The 19,312-nt window shown below is 72.8% G+C and carries 14 protein-coding genes and 1 pseudogene; 7 read left to right on the top strand and 8 right to left on the bottom strand.

Annotated features, from left to right (window positions below; translation table 11 throughout):
- Positions 1-301 precede the first annotated feature (301 nt).
- Both FB465_RS06885 and FB465_RS06880 read left to right on the top strand, forming a co-directional pair.
- Positions 302-703 (top strand): ATP-binding protein, encoded by a 402-nt coding sequence (locus tag FB465_RS06885; protein ID WP_246192549.1) that lies wholly within the window; start codon positions 302-304, stop codon positions 701-703.
- 303 nt (positions 704-1,006) lie between these two features.
- Positions 1,007-3,259 carry an ATP-binding SpoIIE family protein phosphatase gene (locus tag FB465_RS06880; protein ID WP_145788534.1) on the top strand — a complete coding sequence of 751 codons (2,253 nt, stop codon included), beginning with the start codon at positions 1,007-1,009 and terminating at the stop codon, positions 3,257-3,259.
- 22 nt (positions 3,260-3,281) lie between these two features.
- Here FB465_RS06880 and FB465_RS06875 read toward each other — a convergent pair whose 3' ends face one another.
- From FB465_RS06875 to FB465_RS06855, 5 genes are all read right to left on the bottom strand, one after another.
- Positions 3,282-4,298 carry a DUF2637 domain-containing protein gene (locus FB465_RS06875; protein ID WP_145788532.1) on the bottom strand — a complete coding sequence of 339 codons (1,017 nt, stop codon included), beginning with the start codon at positions 4,296-4,298 and terminating at the stop codon, positions 3,282-3,284.
- Between the two features lie 150 nt (positions 4,299-4,448).
- Positions 4,449-5,297: a (2Fe-2S)-binding protein gene (locus FB465_RS06870; RefSeq protein ID WP_145788531.1), complete on the bottom strand. Its 849-nt coding sequence runs from the start codon at positions 5,295-5,297 to the stop codon at positions 4,449-4,451.
- Positions 5,298-5,393: 96 nt separating this feature from the next.
- Positions 5,394-6,203 (bottom strand): hypothetical protein, encoded by an 810-nt coding sequence (locus FB465_RS06865; RefSeq protein ID WP_246192548.1) that lies wholly within the window; start codon positions 6,201-6,203, stop codon positions 5,394-5,396.
- A gap of 156 nt (positions 6,204-6,359) precedes the next feature.
- Entirely contained in the window at positions 6,360-7,253 is an 894-nt protein-coding gene (locus tag FB465_RS06860; RefSeq protein ID WP_246192547.1) for a hypothetical protein, read from the bottom strand.
- 88 nt (positions 7,254-7,341) lie between these two features.
- The gene (locus FB465_RS06855; protein ID WP_145788527.1) at positions 7,342-7,959 is read right to left on the bottom strand and encodes a nucleotidyltransferase family protein; all 618 of its coding nucleotides are present in this window, start codon (positions 7,957-7,959) and stop codon (positions 7,342-7,344) included.
- Between the two features lie 129 nt (positions 7,960-8,088).
- Between FB465_RS06855 and moaA the strand changes: the two genes are divergently transcribed.
- The 5 genes and pseudogenes from moaA to FB465_RS06830 all read left to right on the top strand — a co-directional run bounded on the left by moaA (position 8,089) and on the right by FB465_RS06830 (position 13,339).
- On the top strand, positions 8,089-9,105 hold the full coding sequence (gene moaA, locus FB465_RS06850) for a GTP 3',8-cyclase MoaA (RefSeq protein WP_145788525.1): 1,017 nt from the start codon (positions 8,089-8,091) through the stop codon (positions 9,103-9,105).
- Positions 9,106-9,221: 116 nt separating this feature from the next.
- Positions 9,222-10,292, top strand: a complete 1,071-nt coding sequence (locus FB465_RS06845; protein ID WP_145788523.1) for a DUF6081 family protein — start codon at positions 9,222-9,224, stop codon at positions 10,290-10,292.
- 189 nt (positions 10,293-10,481) lie between these two features.
- Positions 10,482-11,231, top strand: a complete 750-nt coding sequence (locus tag FB465_RS06840) for an HNH endonuclease family protein (protein WP_425461140.1) — start codon at positions 10,482-10,484, stop codon at positions 11,229-11,231.
- Between the two features lie 197 nt (positions 11,232-11,428).
- Positions 11,429-11,875: pseudogene (locus FB465_RS36765) on the top strand (MarR family winged helix-turn-helix transcriptional regulator); the annotation flags it as partial.
- 648 nt (positions 11,876-12,523) lie between these two features.
- Complete coding sequence (locus FB465_RS06830; protein ID WP_145788519.1) at positions 12,524-13,339, top strand: putative protein N(5)-glutamine methyltransferase; 816 nt, start codon at positions 12,524-12,526, stop codon at positions 13,337-13,339.
- Between the two features lie 75 nt (positions 13,340-13,414).
- Here FB465_RS06830 and FB465_RS06825 read toward each other — a convergent pair whose 3' ends face one another.
- The 3 genes from FB465_RS06825 to FB465_RS06815 all read right to left on the bottom strand — a co-directional run bounded on the left by FB465_RS06825 (position 13,415) and on the right by FB465_RS06815 (position 19,193).
- Positions 13,415-15,724: a glycosyltransferase family 39 protein gene (locus tag FB465_RS06825; RefSeq protein WP_145788518.1), complete on the bottom strand. Its 2,310-nt coding sequence runs from the start codon at positions 15,722-15,724 to the stop codon at positions 13,415-13,417.
- A gap of 88 nt (positions 15,725-15,812) precedes the next feature.
- A complete protein-coding gene (locus tag FB465_RS06820) occupies positions 15,813-16,943 on the bottom strand; it encodes an alpha/beta hydrolase (RefSeq protein WP_246192546.1) in 1,131 nt (376 codons plus the stop codon).
- A 219-nt stretch (positions 16,944-17,162) separates the two neighbouring features.
- Positions 17,163-19,193, bottom strand: coding sequence for a CocE/NonD family hydrolase (locus FB465_RS06815; protein ID WP_145788515.1), 2,031 nt, complete (start codon positions 19,191-19,193; stop codon positions 17,163-17,165).
- Between the last annotated feature and the right edge of the window lie 119 nt (positions 19,194-19,312).

Raw genomic sequence — 19,312 nt, 5'->3', positions numbered from 1 at the left:
CTCGATCCCGGAATCCGCCGAATAAACCTGTCGGCGGGCCCGGGATGGATCACGCCAGGGCTCCTGAGCCCCACTTCACCCCAGGTGGCCGCGTATGCACTGTTGCGAATCGCGGCAGCTGGGCATGAGGATGGTCGTCAGTAAGGGACGGCCCGACCCGGTGGGGGACTCGGTGCGGCGGCTGTCCGGACGAGGGCGGGGGCGTACGTTGATGGATGGTCAGGCGAGGTTTCCGCGTCAGCGGACGGCTTCGAGCAGCGACACGGTCACTCCCGTCGGGCGTGGCGACACCCCGGCACCCGTGCACGAGCCCGGCTGCGCACTGCACCGAAGGCTGCACGCGGCACTCGACCCGGCAGATCTGGTCGCGGTCAGCACGGTCCGGCACCGGCTGCGGGCGGCGCTGAGCCTCTGGGGGGTGCCCGAACTCGCCGACACCGCCGAGCTTCTGGCCTCCGAGCTGGTCACCAACGCGCTGGTGCACACCGGGCGCGGCGCGGTCTTCGACGCCGTCCTGACCCCGGAGCAGCGGCTGCGGATCGAGGTGCAGGACGGCGCCGCCCGGCTGCCGGGCCGCCGTACCCCCGCCGAGTACGCCACCTCGGGCCGCGGCCTGCTGCTGGTCGAGGCGCTCGCCGACGACTGGGGCGTGCAGCTGCGCGGCGACGGCAAGGTCACCTGGTTCGAACTCGAGGCCGCCTGACCACTCCCTGACAAGCCCCTTGATCGCCGGTCCGTAGCCGATCCGTAACCGGTCCATCGGCGGTCGGTCGGCGGACGATCATCCTGCTCAGCTGGGACCGGATCGTGCGCGATTCACCGACCGGTCGTCCCTCGGCATTGCCGCCTTGCCGAACATTCGACAGGATAGTGAGAATGTGTGTCCGGGAAGGCAGCGGGGAGAACCGAGCCTCGACTGACCGCCACCACCCGTGACACCGTCCGACTCACCACACGGCTATCGCAGTCCGCCCGGACGGCATGGCACGGCAGCGGCAGGAGAAGCATGGCGACAGAGCCCGAGCCGCAAGGGCCCGCGCGCCGCACCCCACCGGCCCAGTCCGCCAGGAGCGCCGCAGCAGTCAACGCGCTGCGTACCGCACCGAGCCTGGCGGGCGGCGGTATCGTGCCCGGCGTCCCCTCCAGAGGTCTGCCCACCCGTACCGGCGACTCCACCCCCGACTGGCTCGAGCCGGCGATGGCCGCCAACGGCATCGGCTCCTTCGACTGGGACATCCGCCGCGACGTCCTGGAGGGCGACCACCGGGCCTGTGCCATCCTCGGCCTGGAGTCCGGCCGCTTCGACCGCAGCTCGGCCGCCTTCCTGGCCATGCTCCACCCCGAGGACGCCCCCGTGGTGCGCCGCCGGGTCGAGCGGGCCGTCGCCGAGCTCGGCCAGTGCGGCGCCTACTACCGCACCGTCTTCCCCGGCGGGGAGCTGCACGCCGTGCGCTTCCGCGGCCGGGTGCTGGCCGACGCCTTCGGCCGGGCCTCCCGGATGGTCGGCTTCGTCTGGGACGCCACCGTCGAGCTGCACAAGCGCGAGCGGGCCGGTGAGCTGGCCGCTCTGCGGGAGGAGCGCTCGCGCTTCATCAAGGAGGCCGCCCGAGCCCTCTCCGAGGCCGTCACCGTCCGCGACGTGGCCCGGGTCTTCACCGAGCTGCCGCTGCCCGGTCTGCCGCCGGACGGCCTGGTGCTCGCCTCGCTGGAGGCCGGCCGGCTGCACGTGCTCGGCGCCAGCGGCTACCCGCCCGAGGACATGCACCCGTACCACCGGACCCCGCTGCTGCCCACCCATCCGGCGGCCGAGGCGATCCGCAACCGCGCGCCGGTCTTCATCGCCACCCGGGACGAGTACCGCGAGCGCTACCCCGAGGCCTGGCCCCAGCTGGCCGAGGGCGGTATGCGCAGCGCCTGGGCCTTCCTGCCGCTGGTCGCCAGCGGCCGGCCCATCGGGGTCTGCCTGGTCAGCTTCGACGACGACCGCCGGCTGGACGCGGACGAGCGCACCCTGCTCTCCACCCTCGGCGGCCTGGTCGCCCAGTCCCTCGCCCGGGCCCGGCTGCACGACGCCGAGCACGAGCTCGCGGCGGGCCTGCAGCGCGTCATGCTGCCGCGCACGGTGCCGTCCGTCCCCGGGGTCACCACCTCGGTGCGCTATCTCGCGGCCGGCTCCGGGCTCCAGATCGGCGGCGACTGGTACGACGTCGTCCCGCTGCCCGGCGGACACGTCGGCCTGGTGATCGGCGACGTCCAGGGCCACGACGTGCACGCCGCCGGCATCATGGGCCAGCTGCGGATCGCCCTGCGCGCGTACGCCGCCGAGGGGCACCCGCCGGCCGCGGTGATGGCCCGTGCCTCCCGCTTCCTTGCGGACCTGGACACCGACCACTTCGCGACCTGCACCTACGCCGAGGTGAACGTCGACTACGGCGTGGTCTACGCCGTCCGGGCCGGCCACCTCGATCCGGTCGTGCGCCGGGCCGACGGCAGCGCGACCGTGGTGCCGGTGACCGGCGGGCTGCCGCTGGGGGTCGCGCCGGACGAGGAGTACCGGGTGACCCGGTTCAGCCTCGACCCGGGCGAGACCGTGGTGCTCTGCACCGACGGTCTGGTGGAGGCCCGCGACATGGACCTCGACACCGGCTTCGCCCGGCTCTGCGAGGCCGTCTCCGGCGAGCTGCCGGGCCGCGGCGAGTCGCCCCGCGACCCGATCGAGGTGCTGGCCGACCGGATCGCCTCGCAGGCCGCGGACTCCACCGAGCGTGAGGACGACATAGCGCTGCTGCTGCTCCGCTGGGACGGCCCGGCCGGCGGCCTGGCCGCCCAGCAGCTGCGCCGCCGGATCGGGCAGGCCGACCTGGCCCGGATCTCCGAGCTGCGCGGCGAGCTGCGGGACGCGCTGCGCCGCTGGGGTGTCGCCGAGCTGGTCGACACCGCCGAGCTGCTGGCCTCCGAGCTGGTGACCAATGCGATCCGGCACACCGACCGGGACGCCATGTTCACCGCCCGGCTCTACCGCGAGCCCGGCGACGGCCGGGTCGCCGAGGCGGGCCGGGCCAGGCTGCGGGTCGAGGTGGAGGACGAGTCCGACCTGTGGCCGACCCGCCGTACGCCGGGGGAGCAGGCCTCCTCCGGGCGCGGACTGATGCTGGTCGAGGCGCTCGCGGACGGCTGGGGCGTGGAGCCCCGGGGCTCGGGCAAGCGGATGTGGTTCGAGCTCTCCGCCGAGCCGCAGGGCGAACCGGCGGAGAGCTGACCAGGGGCCTGCCCGAGGGTGGTCAACCGAACTGCTGCTCCAGGTCCTTGAGCTTCTGCTCCAGGGAGTCGAGCCTCGGCAGGGTCATGGTGTCCTCCTCCGGGGTGAGGTCGACGCTGCGCCGGGCCGGGCGGGCCGGCAGACCGGGCTGGGCGACCGTGATCTCGGCGGGGGCCCCATCGGTTATGGCGGGCTCCGAACCGCCGGCCTCGAGTTGCGGGGTCAGCTGACGGGTCGCGCCACGCGGCCGCCAGACCGCGCCGTGGTACCGGCCGATCGCCCGGATCTCCGCCCGCTCCCGCCGGCTGGCCATCCGCTGCCGCTCGCGGCTGAGCGCGGCCTCGCGCTTGTCGTCCCGCACCTCCTCGACGGCCTCGTCCAGACTGCGGACGCCCTCGAGGAGCATCAACGACCAAGCGGCGTACGTCTCCAGAGGTGCCCGCAGCCAGCGGACGATCCGGATCTGCGGCAACGGCCGCGGTACCAGGCCCTGCTCGCGCAGCGCGGCCCGGCGGGTCTGCTTCAGCGCCCGGTCGAAGAGCACGGCGGCCGAGAGCGACATCCCCGCGAAGAACTGCGGGGCCCCGGCGTGGCCGAAACCGCGCGGTGCGTGCACCCAGTTGAACCAGGCGGAGGCACCGGCGAACAGCCAGACCAGCAGCCGCGAGCCCAGTGCCGCGTCGCCGTGGCTGGCTTCCCGGACGGCGAGGACGGAGCAGAACATCGCGGCCCCGTCCAGGCCGAACGGCACCAGGAACTCCCAGCCCCCGGAGAGGTTGAGGTTCTGCACCCCGAAGCCGACCAGGCCGTGGAAGGAGAGTGCGGCTGCGACGGCGGCGCAGCAGAACAGCAGCGTGTACGAGGCCGCCCCGTAGAGGGACTCCTTGCGCCGACGGCGCTCCTCGTTGCGCTCCCAGGAATCCGAGCCGGCGGCCGAGCCGGCCGCCTTGGTACGGACGAACGCCACCAGCACGGCTATCACCACCAGTGCGACCACGCCCGTGATGGCCCAGCCCAGTGGTATGTCGGACAGTTTCATGGCCTGAACCAGCCTCGCTTTCCTGCCTTGTGATGGCGGGGACCATCATGGCGGATAGCTGACTGCCTTTTGGCTGGTTTGCTGTCAATACGCTGAGGAGAGGGAATTCCGACCAAGATTGCTGCGGATAATAGGATTAGTGATGAATCATTACTTCTGTTCTGTGCACGTCCGAGGGCAGCTGAAACAGGCCTCCGCGGGGCGCACCGTGTAGAACAGACAGCAGCTCACCCGAGTGCGTGTACGCATCGGTGCGGCCCCCGGCTGCTCCAGCAGCCGGAACCCCGCCCCGCCGACGAACGGAGGCTGTTCCGTTCCCGGCAGCAGCTTGGCCAGGTCGGCCGCGGCCCGCTGCTCCTCGCCCAGCAGGCTCCCGAGGTACCAGAGGCCCTCGATGACGTCGTCGGTCGCCATCCCCCAGAGCGTGTGCGGCCCGCGCCGCACCTCGCGGCGGAACGCGGCCAGCACGGGCGTCAGATGCTCCGTCAGCGCCACCAGCAGCTCGGCCCCCAGCGCCGCCTCGTCCGGCAGCACGCGCGCGCCTGGCAGCGCGGCCGCGGGATCGTCCGGAAGGCAGGAGAACTCGAGGGCCCGGACCGTGAGTTCACCCGTGCTGCGGCGGATCGAGACCTGCTCCACCGGGATCCTCGGCACCCGGCGCTCCAGGAGCCAGGGGACGGTGAACAGCAGGGCGACCGGCCAGGTGTAGCGGTGCAGGCAGAAGCCGGCCGCGACGTCCGGGCGCAGGGGCTCGCCGTACTCGGCCAGCCCCTGCCGGGCGTCGAAGGCGATCAACTCCCGTAACGCATCCAGGTTCTGGACGAACTCGGTGGTGGCGGTCCAGCCGTCGCCCGAGCGCGGCGCTCCGGGGCTGATGCGCAGCTCGGGGAAGACGCTGCCGATGCGCGCATAACTTCCCAGCAGTGGCGTGGCCTCGGGCTCGGGCGTGACCTCGGCCTCCGGCGCGGCCGGGCGCGGCTCGATGCTGCTCACGGTCATGGCAGGCCCATCGGGTCGACCGGAGCTCGGGGAGCCCGGGAACGGCAAGGCTGACCTGCCCGAGGCGCTGCTCCCCTCGGACAGGTTAGCCTCACCTTAGCTGATGGTGTCCCCGACTTCCTGCCCGACGCGGCCGTCCGGGGGAGCCGCCGGAGCGGGCACGGCGCTCAACTGGCGCGCGAGCCACACCGGCACTCCCCCCAGTGCCTGCACGAGCCGGGACGCCTCGGCGCGCAACCGCACCGCCTCGGCGGGTTCGGACACCTCGGCCAGCGCGGCGAGCGCCGGTGCGACCCCCACCGTGAAGCCCAGGCTCTCCCGCAGCCGCAGCGAGGCGTGGAACCCTTCGCGGGCCCGCTCGTGGTCGCCCGCCGCCAGTGCCAGGCCGCCCAGATGACGCCACGTGTAGGAGCGCAGCAGCTCGTCCCCGCGCTCCGCCGCGCCCTCGTGCGCCCTGCGGTACGCGATCCAGGCGGACGTACGGTCGCCCAGCAGGTTCTCCGCGACCAGGCCGCGCCGGAAGTCCAGCAGTGGCCGGCCGGGCGCGTCCGGCGGCAGCAGCGCCGAGGTCCGCCCGAGGGCCGCCTGAGCCTCGTCCAGGCGGTCGCGCGGGCCGAGGGTGCTGGCCACGTACGCGAGGAAGCCGCGCGCGCACGAGGCCGCCGCGCGCTGCTCGGCGCTGGCCACGCCGGCCTCCGCCAGTCGCAGCGCCTCCTCCGCCTGCTCCCAGTGGCAGGCGGTGAACAGGCACTGCTCGATGAGGAGTTCAGCCCGGCTCAGGGCGACGGCGGGGTCCTCGGCGGCGGCCGGGCGGAGTATCTCCGCAGCCTCCTGCCAGCACCCCCGCGACCGCAGCCGCCAGACCGCGTCCGCTGTGCTCCCCGGGGCCGTACCGTGCTCCGACAACGCCACCTCCTTGTGTGCGGTGTCCGGCAAGGCGCAGCCCACCAGGTGGGCTGCGCTGTGGCGGCAATTCAACACGGGGGTGAGCTTGTGCACCAGATCACGAGCGCGAGAGGTTCCGGAACCTTGTGATCCTCATCTCACGCACCGTCAGCCTTTTCAGGACGTCCAGCCCGTCTCCATCAGGGCCTCGGCCGCGCCGTTGGCCGGTTGCGGGATGCCGGCGAGGTCGAGCCGGAAGAGCGCCACCAGCAACTGTTCGCCGCGGACCGTCGCCTGATGGGAGTACCCGGCCAGGCTGAACATGGCGGCCGCTATCTCCTCGGCGTGCAGGGTCTGCAGCCACAGGCACTCGACCGCCTTGACGTCGGCCGGCTCGGTGCCCGCGTCCACCTGGGCGACCATCCGGCTGCCCAGCATGGTCACTGCCTCGCTCTCCTGATCCTCCGTCAGTTCCAGGTCCTCGAAGCCGAGCCACTGCAGATACCGGGCCGCCGTCAGCACGGCGTCCTCCTTGCTGCGTACGGGGTGCGGCCGGAACGGCGTGCGCTGCTGCCAGAGGCCGGGCCCCGGCTGGCCCTGCGGTGGGACGGTCGCCGCCGCGCCCGTGTACGGGTGCGCGCCGTACGGGCGGGTCTGCGGCGGGGCGCCGTTCTGCGGGCCGGCGTGCTGGGGGCCGTGGTGCTGCGGGCTCAGCAGGCCGGTGCTCTGCAGGCGCGGGGCGCGGTCCACCGGAAGGCGCACCGTCGCGCCGCAGTTGCAGGTGAACTCGGGCTGCGGCCACTGGTCGTTGCGGCCGCAGTGCGGGCAGCGCATGCTCAGCCAGGAGTCCTCCCAGGACCGGAACCGCACCTGGACCGGCACCCCGCCGCGCAGCAGCGGGACCCGCAGCTGCGCCCCGCAGGGGCAGGGCAGGCTCGGCGGCTCGTACAGGTGCTCGCGGCGGCAGGCCGGGCAGCGGATCGGATTCGCCCCGGCGGGCGCGCCGGCCGGTGAGCCGGGGGCGAACCGCGCCGGGTCGCTGAAGTCATCGGGCAGCGGCGCTCCGGTCATGGCTTGCACCGTCCGTTCGGGTCGGCTGGGCAGGTCGTTACCCATCGTCCCCGATCCGTGCGGGTGTTGGCAGCGATTGCGGCAATCCTCAGGGGGAGTTCAGGGGCGCGCCGGCGCTCCAGCGGGCGAGGTCCTCGGGCGTGTCGAGGTCGTCGGGGACGGCGACGTCACCGCACTCGACCAGCACGATCTCCGCCGCGTGGGCGGCGAGCAGGGCGCGGGCACCGGCGTCGCCGGTGGCACCGACGGCGGCCTCGGCGAGGTAGGGAGCGCCGATCAGGACGGGGTGGCCGCGCCTGCCCCCGTACGCGGCCGCCGCGAGCCCGGCGCCCGCCCGGTGCGCGGCCAGCAGCCGGGCGACGGCGGCAGGCGTGACACCGGGGGTGTCCACCAGCATCACCAGCACGCCGTCCGCATCGGCCGGCAGGGCCGCGAGACCCGCGCGCAGGGAGGAGCCCATTCCGGTCTCCCACGCGGGGTTGTCGACAAGTCGGCAGTCTCCGAGTTCGGCGGTGGCCCGTACCTGCTCACCTGACGCGCCGAGCACCGCCAGCGTGGAGGTGCATCCGCCGGCCCGTACCACCGCCAGGGCGTGCTCGATCAGCGGCCGCCCGCGGTAGGGGATCAGTGCCTTGGGCCGGCCGCCGAGCCGCCGCCCGCCACCGGCCGCGAGCACCAGTGCGGGAACCGTCTGCCGATCTTCCATGCGGCCAGTCTGGCCGCCTTGCCGGGCAGCTGCAGTTGTATGAATGCACAAGGCAAAGCCGCAGGTCGGCGCGGGGGGCCGGTTCTTCTGCCGCTGGATCTTCCGCAGGCCTCCCCCTGTACTGGGCAGATGGCACCTCGTACTGAGCAGCTGCACGGCGCACCTGCCCCGCTGGTCGACCGCTTCGGCCGGGTCCACACCGACCTGCGGGTATCCCTCACCGACCGCTGCAACCTGCGCTGCACGTACTGCATGCCGGCCGAGGGCCTCAACTGGCTCCCCAAGGCCGAGGTGCTCACCGACGAGGAGATCGTCCGGCTGGTGCGGGTCGCGGTCCAGCGGCTGGGGATCAGGTCGATCCGCCTCACGGGCGGCGAGCCGCTGCTGCGCCGGGGTCTGCCCGGCCTGGTCGCCCGGCTCACCGAGCTCGGCCCCGAGCTCTCGCTCACCACCAACGGCATCGGGCTGGCCCGGATGGCCGAGGACCTCCACACGGCCGGGCTGCAGCGCGTCAACGTCAGCCTGGACACCCTGCGGCCCGAGCGGTACGCCGAGATCACCCGCCGCGACCGGATCGACGACGTGTTCGCCGGGCTGGCCGCCGCCCGGGCCGCCGGACTCGCGCCGGTCAAGATCAACGCCGTCCCGGTGCGCGGGGTCAACGACGACGAGATCCTCGACCTGGTCGAGTTCGCCGCCGCGCACGGGTACCGGATGCGCTTCATCGAGTCCATGCCGCTGGACGCCCAGGGGGCCTGGGAGCGGGACAAGATGATCACCGCGGACGAGATCCTGGAGATCCTGGGGGGGCGCTGGGAGCTCGTGCCGGTCGGCCGCCACGGCAACGCCCCCGCCGAGGAGTGGCGGATCGAGGGCACCGACACCGTGATCGGCGTGATCGCCTCGGTGACCCGGCCGTTCTGCGGCGGCTGCGACCGCGTCCGGCTCACCGCCGACGGCCAGCTGCGCAACTGCCTCTTCGCCACCACGGAGTCGGACCTGCGCGCCCTGCTGCGCGGCGGCGCCGACGACGCGGCGATCGAGTCGGCCTGGCGCAACACCATCGCCCGCAAGGGCCCGGGCCACGACATCAACTCCGCCGACTTCGTCCAGCCCGACCGCCCGATGTCCGCGATCGGCGGCTGAGCGGGGCGGCAGGCCTGCAGGTGCGGCAGACCTGACGAGGTTGGCGTCCGACGGTGGCCCGGGCCCGGGCCTGCCTTGCACGCTGTGGCTCTCCGTCCTCACCACGGGAGCGAACAGTGCACAGAACGATCAAGCGCACCATCCTCAGCTGCCTGGCGGCGGTCGCGCTGGCCGCAGGCTCGACAGCCGTCCCGGCGTCCGCGGACGCCGAGAGCGCCCCGACGGGCTCTCGGACCCTCTGGGACGACTCCTTCCGCAACGGCTTCTCCCACGCCGGCGGCGACGCCAAGTGGGCGCTGTTCCCGGCCGGTTCACTGCCGGAGGGCGACGGCGTCCCCACCGTCTCGGCGAACGGTCTCACCGTCGTCCCCACCGGCCGCAACCCCAGGACCGGGCAGCCGGCCTTCGCCTACTCCACCGGGCAGGAGCACGACGGCGGCGCCGGCACGGCCGACCACGTCAAGTGGTACGCCTACGCCAACCACACGGCGAGCAGCGGAGTGGCGGGCTTCGACGCCGTCCCCGGGCAGGTGCTCACCTGCGGCTCGCGACTGGCCGCCCGGACGTACGGCACCGAGCAGCACCCCTTCGGCGCCGAGGTCGCCGACCCGCAGAGCGACCTGCGGCTGTCCTCCGGGGCGGTGTCGATGGTCGACTTCGAGACCATGACGGTCTTCGACTTCTTCGTCACCAACAGCAAGCTCTACGCCTTCTACGAGCGGCTGCCGAAGCCGGGCGAGACCTACGCGGCCTTCTCCTACGCCCTTCCGGTGGCGGACCGTTGGCCGGGCAAGAAGCACGACCTGGCGATCTCCTACGACCGGCAGGCCGGCACGGCGGTGTGGCGGGCGGACGGGCGCGAGGTGCTGAAGATCGACCGTCTGGGCTTCCGGCCCGCCGACCGCTCGCACCTCGTGCTGGACCTCGGCGGGACGGAGCAGCCGGTGGCCCCCCGGCAACTCTCCTGCGGGATCGCGATGTTCGTCCTGCTGGACGCGGAGGGGAGCAACGACCGCGGCCTGGTGCGGCTCACCGACCAGCAGGGCGCGTACTACGACCCGGACCTCGGGGCTCCCGCCGAGCAGCGGTTCGTCGACGACCTGAGCCTGCCCCGCAACCGCCTGTGGGGCCAGGGCGCCCGGCTCGACGTGGAGCGCGTGACCGTGTCCTCCGTACCCAGGGGCTGAACGGCCCTCGGAGCGGTGGTTCCGGCTCCGTCCGGGACGGGGCCGGAACCGGGGGCGACGGGTGGCGGGCGAAGGGCCCGTGTGACACTCGTCATGCCACCGCGAACCCCCTTGCGCCGGCTTGACCCGGTGTGAGACGGCTGGTCTGCTGGTGCGCCGTCAGCCGTACCACCACCGGGGGAGATTTCCGTGCGTGCCCGTCGTACCGCCCTGTCCGTCACCGCTCTGCTCCTTCTCTCCGCCCCGGCGCTGACGGCCTGCAGCGGCGGCAAGACCTCCAACGACGCCGCCCGGCCCTCGGCCGGGGTCGGCACCAACCCGCTGCAGAACCCGGACGGCACCAAGCCCGGCCTGGCGCCGCTCACCTCGGACGAGGACCGCAAGGCCGCCCGGGCGCTGATAGCCACCGTCAGGACGGCCGACGCCGGGCCCAAGACCGGCTACGACCGGGACCAGTTCGGCCCGGCCTGGACGGACAACGTCGAGGGCGTCCCGCTCGCGCACAACAACTGCGACACCCGGGACGACCTGCTCGCCCGTGACGGCAGGTCGTTGGAGCACAAGGACGGCTCGTCCTGCGTGGTGACCGGGATGTCCATCTACGACCCGTACACCGGCAAGACCGTGCAGTGGAGCAAGCAGCAGGCCAGCAAGATCCAGATCGACCACGTGATGCCGCTCTCCTACGACTGGCAGATGGGCGCGGCGAAGTGGGACAAGGCCAAGCGGGTCCAGATCGCCAACGACCCGCTGAACCTCATCCCGGCGGACGGTCCGCAGAACGCCGCCAAGGGCGACTCCGGCCCGGCGGCGTGGCTGCCCGCCAACGAGGCGGTGCGCTGCTCCTACGCGGTGCGCTTCGCCCAGGTCTCGCTCAAGTACCAGCTGCCGGTGACCCCGGCGGACAAGAAGGCGATGCTGCGGCAGTGCGGTGGTTGAAGAGCACATCACCAGCAGCGGCCCGGCGAGCCTGAGCGCCGGCACCCGCGCCGGCACGGGGGCGGGCTGCGGATAGACCCGGGGCAGTGGGACCTGCAGGCGCCCGGCCCCTGACACGTATTCAGCCAGCTGTTTCAACGGGCATCGATGGCCCTTCGATCAGCCGTCCTGAGATAGTAGCCACGGACATTGTTTCCATGTACTCTATCTGCATGAAGCTCGACCCCACCCCCGGCTACCTGGTCTGGCGCCTGTCCATGAAGTGGCGCGCCGCCGTCGACCGCGCGGTCGGGCCGCTGGGGCTGACGCACGCCCAGTACTCGCTGCTGGCCTCGCTGCACGGGATGGCCCGGGCCGGGCAGCGGCCCAGTCAGCGGGAGCTGGCGGACCACACCGGCCTGGAACCGATCTTCGTGTCCAAGCTGGTGCGGGCACTGGAGGGTTCCGGGCTGCTGCTCCGCGAACCGCACCCGGACGACTCCCGGGCCGTCCGGCTCAGCCTCACCGAACACGGCTCGGACGTGGCCGTCCGCGCCATCGCCGTCGTCCAGGAGCTGCACCAGGAACTCACCGCTCCCCTCGGCGGTCCCACGAGCGCGCGGACCGGCGCGCTCGTGGATGCCCTGCACGCCCTACTCGGCACAGATGACAGGAGCGCACCCATGACCCAGACCCCGCTTCTCACCGGCCAGGACATCGGCACCGCCGCCTACGCGACCCGCGCGGTGCTGGACCGCCTGCTCGACCGGCACCGGCTCGGCTTCCCCCAGTGGGTGTCCCTGCGTGTCGTCGCCACCCGCGGACCGGCGCTGCCGCGTCCGGAGTTCGAACAGATCCTGACGGACGGCCAGGCGCTCCCGCCCGAGCTCGTCCCCACCCTTGCCGCACAGCTGCTCGACGCCGGCCTCGCCGTCGCCGACGACTCCGGCCGCCTCGACCCCAGCCCGCAAGGCCGGGCGCTGCACGACGAGATCACCGCGGAGATCGCCGGTATCACCGAGCAGCTCTACGGCTCGCTCGACCCCGCCGATCTCGCCGCGACCCGGCGGATCCTCGATCAGGTCACCGTCCGGGCACGGGAGCTGAGCGACGGGCTCTGAACAGCTCAGGGCCGCGGGTCCGCGCGCGGTCCGGCTGCGGTACTGTTACCGGCGTCGAGCAGTGAACGAACGCATCGAGGAGGTGGGACCCATTACCGCTGGATCAGGTCGGGTGCTCTCACCTCACGGTCGTACGGTCCCTCTTCGCTAGGTGACCGCGAGAGCGCCCTTCGGAAACCCCGAAAGGCTCTCATGTCCGCTTCACCCTCCGCTCTCCCTTTCTCCGCCATCGTCACCAGGCTTCGGGCCGCCGGCTGTGTCTTCGCCGAGGACGAGGCGCAGCTGATCATCTCCACGGCGCGTACGCCTGACGATCTCACCGCCATGGTCGGCCGGCGAGTCGACGGCCTGCCCCTCGAACACGTCCTCGGCTGGGCCGAGTTCTGCGGTCTGCGGGTGACCGTGGACCCCGGTGTCTTCGTCCCCCGCCGCCGTACCGAGTTCCTGGTCGGGCAGGCCGCCGCACTCGCCCGGCCGCAGGCCGTGGTCGTGGACCTGTGCTGCGGCTCGGGAGCCCTGGGCGCAGCCCTGGCGGCGGCCCTGGGCCAGGTCGAGCTCTACGCCTCCGACATCGACCCCGCCGCGGTGGAGTGCGCCCGGCGTAACGTCGCCGCCGCGGGCGGCCGGGTGTACGAGGGCGACCTCTTCGAGCCGCTACCGGCCACTCTGCGGGGCCGCGTCGACGTCCTGCTCGCCAACGTGCCCTACGTGCCCACCGAGGAGATCGGGCTGCTGCCCCCGGAGGCCCGCGTGCACGAGGCGAGGGTGGCGCTGGACGGCGGCGAGGACGGGCTCGAGGTCCTGCGGCGGGTGACCGCGGCGGCGGCTCAGTGGCTGGCGCCGGGCGGTCACCTGCTGTTCGAGACGAGCGAGCGCCAGGTGCCGCAGGCCGTCGACACCGTCGCCCGTGACGGGCTGATACCGCAGGTGGTCTGCTGCGACGACCTGGACGCCACCGTCGTCATCGGGACCAGGCCCGCCCTCCCCGCGGGAGCGGGCCGCCGGTGAGCGGCGACTGACGCCGGACAGCCGTCCGGCCCACCGGAGGAATCCGATGGGCCGGACGCGCTGGGGAGGCCGAGGTCAGCCGGTCGGGGCCGTCAGGTCGTAGACCGTGGTGCTGCCGACCGTCTTGGCGGTGTAGTGGGCCGCCACCCAGGTGGCGATCTGGGAGGACTCGGAGGTGGAGGACGAACCGCCGCCCATCCCGCCGCCGCCCATGCCGCTGCCGGATCCGATGAAGTAGTGGATCTTCCCGTCCTTCACGTACTGCTGGAAGGCGGTGAGGCTCAGCGAGGGGTCGGTGCCGTTGAAGCCGCCCAGCGCCATCACCGGCTCACCGGTGGCGAGCTGGTAGCTGGCCTGGTTCTGCGAGCCGACCGCGGCCGCCACCCAGGTGTAGGAGCCGGCGTCCTGCTTGAGCAGGGCGGCCAGTTCGCTGCTCACCTGGGCGCCGTTGATCAGACCGCCCATCCCGCCGCCGCCCATACCGCCACGCCCGTCGTCGCGGGCCGAACCGGTGGAACCGGTCGAGCCGGTGGTGGAGCCGGTTCCGTTCTGGGCCCCGCCCGGGAAGCCGCCCTGAGGCGCGGCGGGCATGCCGTTCTGGGTGCCGCCGGGAGCGCCTCCCATCTGACCGCCCGTCTGACCGCCCGTCTGGCCGCCCTGGCGGGTGCCGCCCGGGAAGCCGCCCATGCCGCCACCGTCACCGCCGGGGAACCCGCCACGGCCGCCACCCATACCGCCGAAGCCGTTGGAGCCCTGCACCCGCGGCCCGGCCGTCACGATCGAGCCGGTGTGCGCGGTCGAGACGGTGTCCAGCGCGTACGCCGTCGGCCCACCGAGCGTGGCGGCCAGCGCCACCAGCCCGGCCACGGCCGCGAGTCGGCCGGCCAGCCGGCCCGCCAGCAGCAGCGCACCCGCCGCCGCGAGCCCGCCGAGGAGCACCGCCCAGCGCAGCCACGGCAGGAAGGTGGCGCTGCGCCCGAGCAGCACGTACCCCCACACCGCCGTGACGGCGACGACACCGGCGAGCATCGCCGCGTACGGCAGGCGCTTGCCCGCCCGCCACAGCCCGTCGGCGCCCATGCCGACCAGTGCGGCCACGGCCGGGGCCAGCGCCACCGTGTAGTACTGGTGGAAGATGCCGGACATGTAACTGAAGGTCAGCCCGGTGCACAGCAGCCAGCTGCCCCACACCAGGAAGGCCGTCCGGGCACTGTCGGTGCGGGCGTACCTGCGGGTCGCCCAGAGGCCGATCACCAGCAGGATCAGCGCGGCGGGCAGCAGCCAGGCGATCTGGCCGCCGATGTCGCCGTCGAAGAGCCGGGTGATACCGGTGGTGCCCCAGCGGCCGCCGCCCTGCCCGCCACCGCCGCCACCGACGCTGCCGGTCTCGTCGCCGGTCAGCCGGCCGAAGCCGTTGTAGCCGAAGGTGACTGAGAGGAAGTCGTTGTCCTGCGAGCCGCCGATGTACGGCCGGGAGGAGGCCGGTACCAGCTCGACGATCGCGACCCACCAGCCGGCCGAGGCGACCAGCGCCAGTCCGGCGAGCAGCAACTGGCGCACCCGCCGCCACAGGCCGGTCGGCGCCACCACCAGGTAGATCAGCGCGAAGGCCGGGAGGATCAGGAAGGCCTGCAGGGTCTTGGTGAGAAAGCCGAAGCCGAACATCACGCCGACGAACAGCAGCCAGCGGGTGCTCGCGGTCTCGGTGGCCCGCACCAGCCCGTACGCGGCAAGGGTCAGCAGCAGCACCAGCAGCGCGTCGGGGTTGTTGAAGCGGAACATCAGCGCGGCCACCGGGGTGAGCGCCATCGCGGCGCCCGCGACGAGGCCGCCGACCGCCGAGAAGCGGCGGCGCACCGTCGCGTAGATCGTGCCGACCGTCGCCACCCCCATCAGGACCTGCGGGGCGAGCACGCTCCATGAGCTGAGCCCGAAGATCCGGCCGAAGATCTCCATCGGCCACAGGGACATCGGCGGCTTGTCGACCGTGATGAAGTTGGCCGCGTCCGAGGAGCCGTAGAAGAAGGCCTTCCAGCTCTGGGTGCCGGCCTGCACGGCGGCGGAGTAGAAGGAGTTGGCCCAGCCGGAGGCGGTCAGGTTCCAGAAGTAGAGCGCCGCGGTGGCGGCCAGCAGCCCGAGCAGCGCGGGGCGGACCCAGCGCGGGTCGTCGGGGCGGCCGCGCCAGGCGCGGGTGGGGAGGGTACGGAGCCGGCCGGCCCAGGAGGCCGGTCCCTTGGGCCCGGGCTCCGGGAGCTCGGCGGGCGCGCCCCATGGATCGGTGACGGGGGGCTCGACCGTGGCCTGTGCCGGGGGCTCCGGCGGCGGATAGTTCGCGGCCTCGGGCCACGAAACACTGGTCGGAGGAACGGGACTGGTCGGGGTCATGGGAGATACGCTCGGGGACCTCGCTGAGATTCTCATGAAGCCCAGCTATGAGCCTGGTTTGATCTCCGACGGACCGCGTCCGGCCAGGTCAGGCGGGGTGCACCGGCTGAGGAGGGGTCAGCTGCCTGCCGAGCCACTCCAGGGCGGGCGGGATCTCCCTGGTCCAGGTGTGGAAGTTGTGGCCGCCGCTGTCCAGCGTGATCGTCGACATCCGGGTCGGAGCCTTGAACGCGGCCACCATCTTCTGCGTGTCGGCGTAGTTCTGCTCGTTGAAGCTGGTCGCGAGCAGCAGCGAGACCGGTACCGGCGGCTTGTTCTTCAGCCGCCAGAGCAGGTCGTTCTCGCGCTTGAGCTCGGCCCGGCCGTCGAAGAGGTCACCGGTGGTCGGGTCGATCGGCGCGGTGTAGTAGCCGGAGAGGGACACGGCCGCCGGGTACGCGTCGGGCCTGCGCAGGGCGAACTTCAGCGCGCAGTACCCGCCGGTGGAGTTCCCGATCACGGCCCGGGCCTCAGGGCGGTCGGTGATCCGGTACGTGCCGGACATCGCCCTGGGCAGGTCCTGGGTGAAGAAGGTCTCCACCTGGGGGCCGTTCGGGATGTCCATGCACTCGGTGTCCCGGTTGCCGCCCGAGGCCGTCGTACGCATCATCACCAGCACGGTCGGCGGCAGCTTCCCCGCCTCGATCGCCTGGAGCGTGGACGCCGGGTACGCCATCAGCGAGAGCAGCTTCTCGGCCGAGCCGGGGTAGCCGGCCAGCACCAGTGCCATCGGGAACTGCTGCTGCGCGAAGCCCGGCTGGAAGTACTGCGGCGGCAGGTAGACGTACGCGGGGCTGCTGAGCCCGGAGGCAGCGCCCTTGATGGTGACGTTCTGGATCACGCCCGAGCGGTCCTTGGCCGAGCCCTGGGCGGAGTACATCTTCTGCTCGCCGGTCAGCGAGATCGCCTTGCCCGGCTGGTGGTCGACCACCGTGCCGGGCGCGCCGTCGGTGCCGAGCAGGTCGCTCCAGGTGGTGTAGAACCCGAAGTACGAGTTGGCCACCAGGCCCATCGCCACCAGCACCGTGACCTGCGTCGCGAAGAACGCACCGAGCCGCCCCAGCCACGCCTTCCAGCCGCGTCCGGCGAGCCTCGGCCAGAGCCACATGGTGGCGGCGAAGGCGGCGACCGCCAGGAGGGCGGCGACGATCTGGAGCGGAAGTCCGGTCAGGCTGGGCACCAGCTGATGGTAGATGACCGTTCGATGAGAGCCGGACGGCCCCCTCGGTCAGGTGCTCGCTGACGTGGCTCCGCCAGTAGGTGCACCAATCAGGATTGGGCATCCCAGGGGCGCGGGGAACTGCGCGAGACCGGAAGGCAACGGCCTGCAGCCTCCCGCCTCGCGCTGTTCCCCGCGCCCCTGTGGTTGGCCCACTGCTCTCACTTCCTGGCGGACGCTCTACGACGCGGTGCGTGGGATGCGGCGCTGCCAGTCACGGTCGAAGACGACGGAGCCGCCCTCCAGGGCCGTGAGGTGGTTGTGGGTGGTGAAGTGGGTGGCGTCGCAGGTGATCTCCGAGCGGGTCCGCAGGGTGACGTCCCAACCGATGTCGGGGCGCTCCAGGCGGATGGTCCAGTCGGAGCGGGTGACGGCGCTGAGGGGGTCGTCGGAGAGGATGCGGTACGCCTCGACGGCGTGCTCGTCGAGGACCAGGCCGTCGGGGTAGGTGCGGGTGCCGCCGTACCCGGGGTCGATCTCCAGCCGCCACTCGCCGGTGGCGACGTCCCGGAGCACCATGCGCTCGGGCCGGGCGGTGAGCGGTTCCGTGACGTGGACGGCCATCCCGGCGGCCTGCTCGGGGGGCTCGAAGGTGATCGGGGGGCTGCCGACGTCGGCGGCCAGGTGGCGGACGGGCACGGTGAGCGTGCTGTGGCCGGGGTCGAGCTCGAAGCCGCCGACCTCGGGCTGCGGCCAGATCCACGGCCAGTACGTGGAGGAGAGGGCAAGCCTGATCCGGTGGCCGGCCGGGAAGGCGTGGGCGATGCCGGCCAGGTCGAGGTCGACGTCCTCGACCGCACCCGGCTCCCACTCCGCCACCTGGCCGCGCCCGCGCCGGGAGGTGAGGTTGAGCACCCCGCGGGTGACCAGGGTCGACGACCCGTCCGGTGCGACGTCGCAGAGCCGCGCGATCACCTGACCGCGCCGCGCGTCGCACCGGACCCGCAGCCGTAGGCCGGGCCGTCCGAGGATCTCGACCGGTTCGGGCAGTGGGCTGGAGTCGAAGCAGACCGAGCGCCCGTCCTCCTCGCGCTGGTCCGGCGGCAGGTCCGAGTCGTTGCCGAACGGGAGGAACCGCCCGGCGTCCACCCCGGTGTGCTGCGGCGAGCGGATGTGGACGAAGCGGTCGTCGGAGGGCGTCCCGGCGGTGCGCAGCGCGTCGTCCAGGCCGTAGTGGATCTCGCGCACGTCCGGCGAGGGCCAGGTCTCGTCGCCGACCCAGCGCCCGGGCCGGTTGGCGTACACCGTCGCGGGCGGCACCGACTCGTTCATCCAGCTCCGCAGCGCGGGCTCCTTCATCACCCCGGTGTCGACGTCCTTCAGCCAGTGGTCCCACCAGCGCAGCGTCTCCTGCAGGAAGCCGATCGCCGGGCCCGGCGGCAGCCCGCGGTCCGGGTACTGGTGCGGCCACGGGCCGATCAGGCCGCGGACGGGCGCCTCCAGGTGCTCCACCAGCCGCAGCACGGCGTCCCGGTACGGGTCGGCCCAGCCGCCGACGGCCAGCACGGCGGCCTTGATCGCGCCGTAGTCCTCGCAGACGCTGCCGCGCCGCCAGTAGTCGTCGCGGGTCTGGTGGGAGAGCCAGGGGTGGATGAGGGGCTCGACCGCCTCCAGCCGCTCCAGCCACATCGGCCGCCAGTCGTCCCCGACGTACTTCGGGTCCGGGGGCCGGGCGACGAAGGCCAGCATGGCGGCCGACCAGGCGTGCATGTCGACGGCCAGCAGCGAGCCGCCCATGTAGTGGACGTCGTTGTCGTAGCGGTCGTCGGTCGAGCAGACCGTGACCACGGCCTTCAGCGCCTCCGGTGCGCGCGCCGCGATCTGCAGGCTGTTGAGACCGCCCCAGGAGACGCCGAACATCCCGACCTTCCCGCTGCACCAGGGCTGCGCGGCGAGCCACTCGATCACCGCGACCCCGTCGGCGAGCTCCTGCTCGGAGTACTCGTCACCCGGCAGCCCGCCCGAGTTCCCGTGCCCGCGGATGTCCACGCGGACGCCCGCGTACCCGTGCCCGGCGTACCAGGGGTGCCGCTGGGCGTCGTCCGGCGACGTCCGGTCGGTGAGCCGGTAGGGCAGGTACTCGAGCAGCGCGGGCACCGGCTTCTCGGTGACGGGGCGCCAGATCCGGGCGTACAGCCCGGTGCCGTCCGGCAGCGGGATGCGCACGTCCTCGCGGGTGGTCCGATGGGGGTAGGTGGCGGGGTGCTGCATCAAGGCCTGCCTCTCCGCTCCGGCGATCCACGAAATCCGACAATAGTGGACTTTATGCCCGATTTCCTGACCAGCCGTGATCTATGGGCCGTCAGAGCGGAGAGGCGGGTTGGCCGGGG

It is taken from the genome of Kitasatospora atroaurantiaca, assembly GCF_007828955.1.
In the GTDB taxonomy this organism is placed as follows: domain Bacteria; phylum Actinomycetota; class Actinomycetes; order Streptomycetales; family Streptomycetaceae; genus Kitasatospora; species Kitasatospora atroaurantiaca.
Note: the sequence above shows the minus strand (reverse complement) of the source record. Positions and strands in the feature narration are given on the sequence as shown.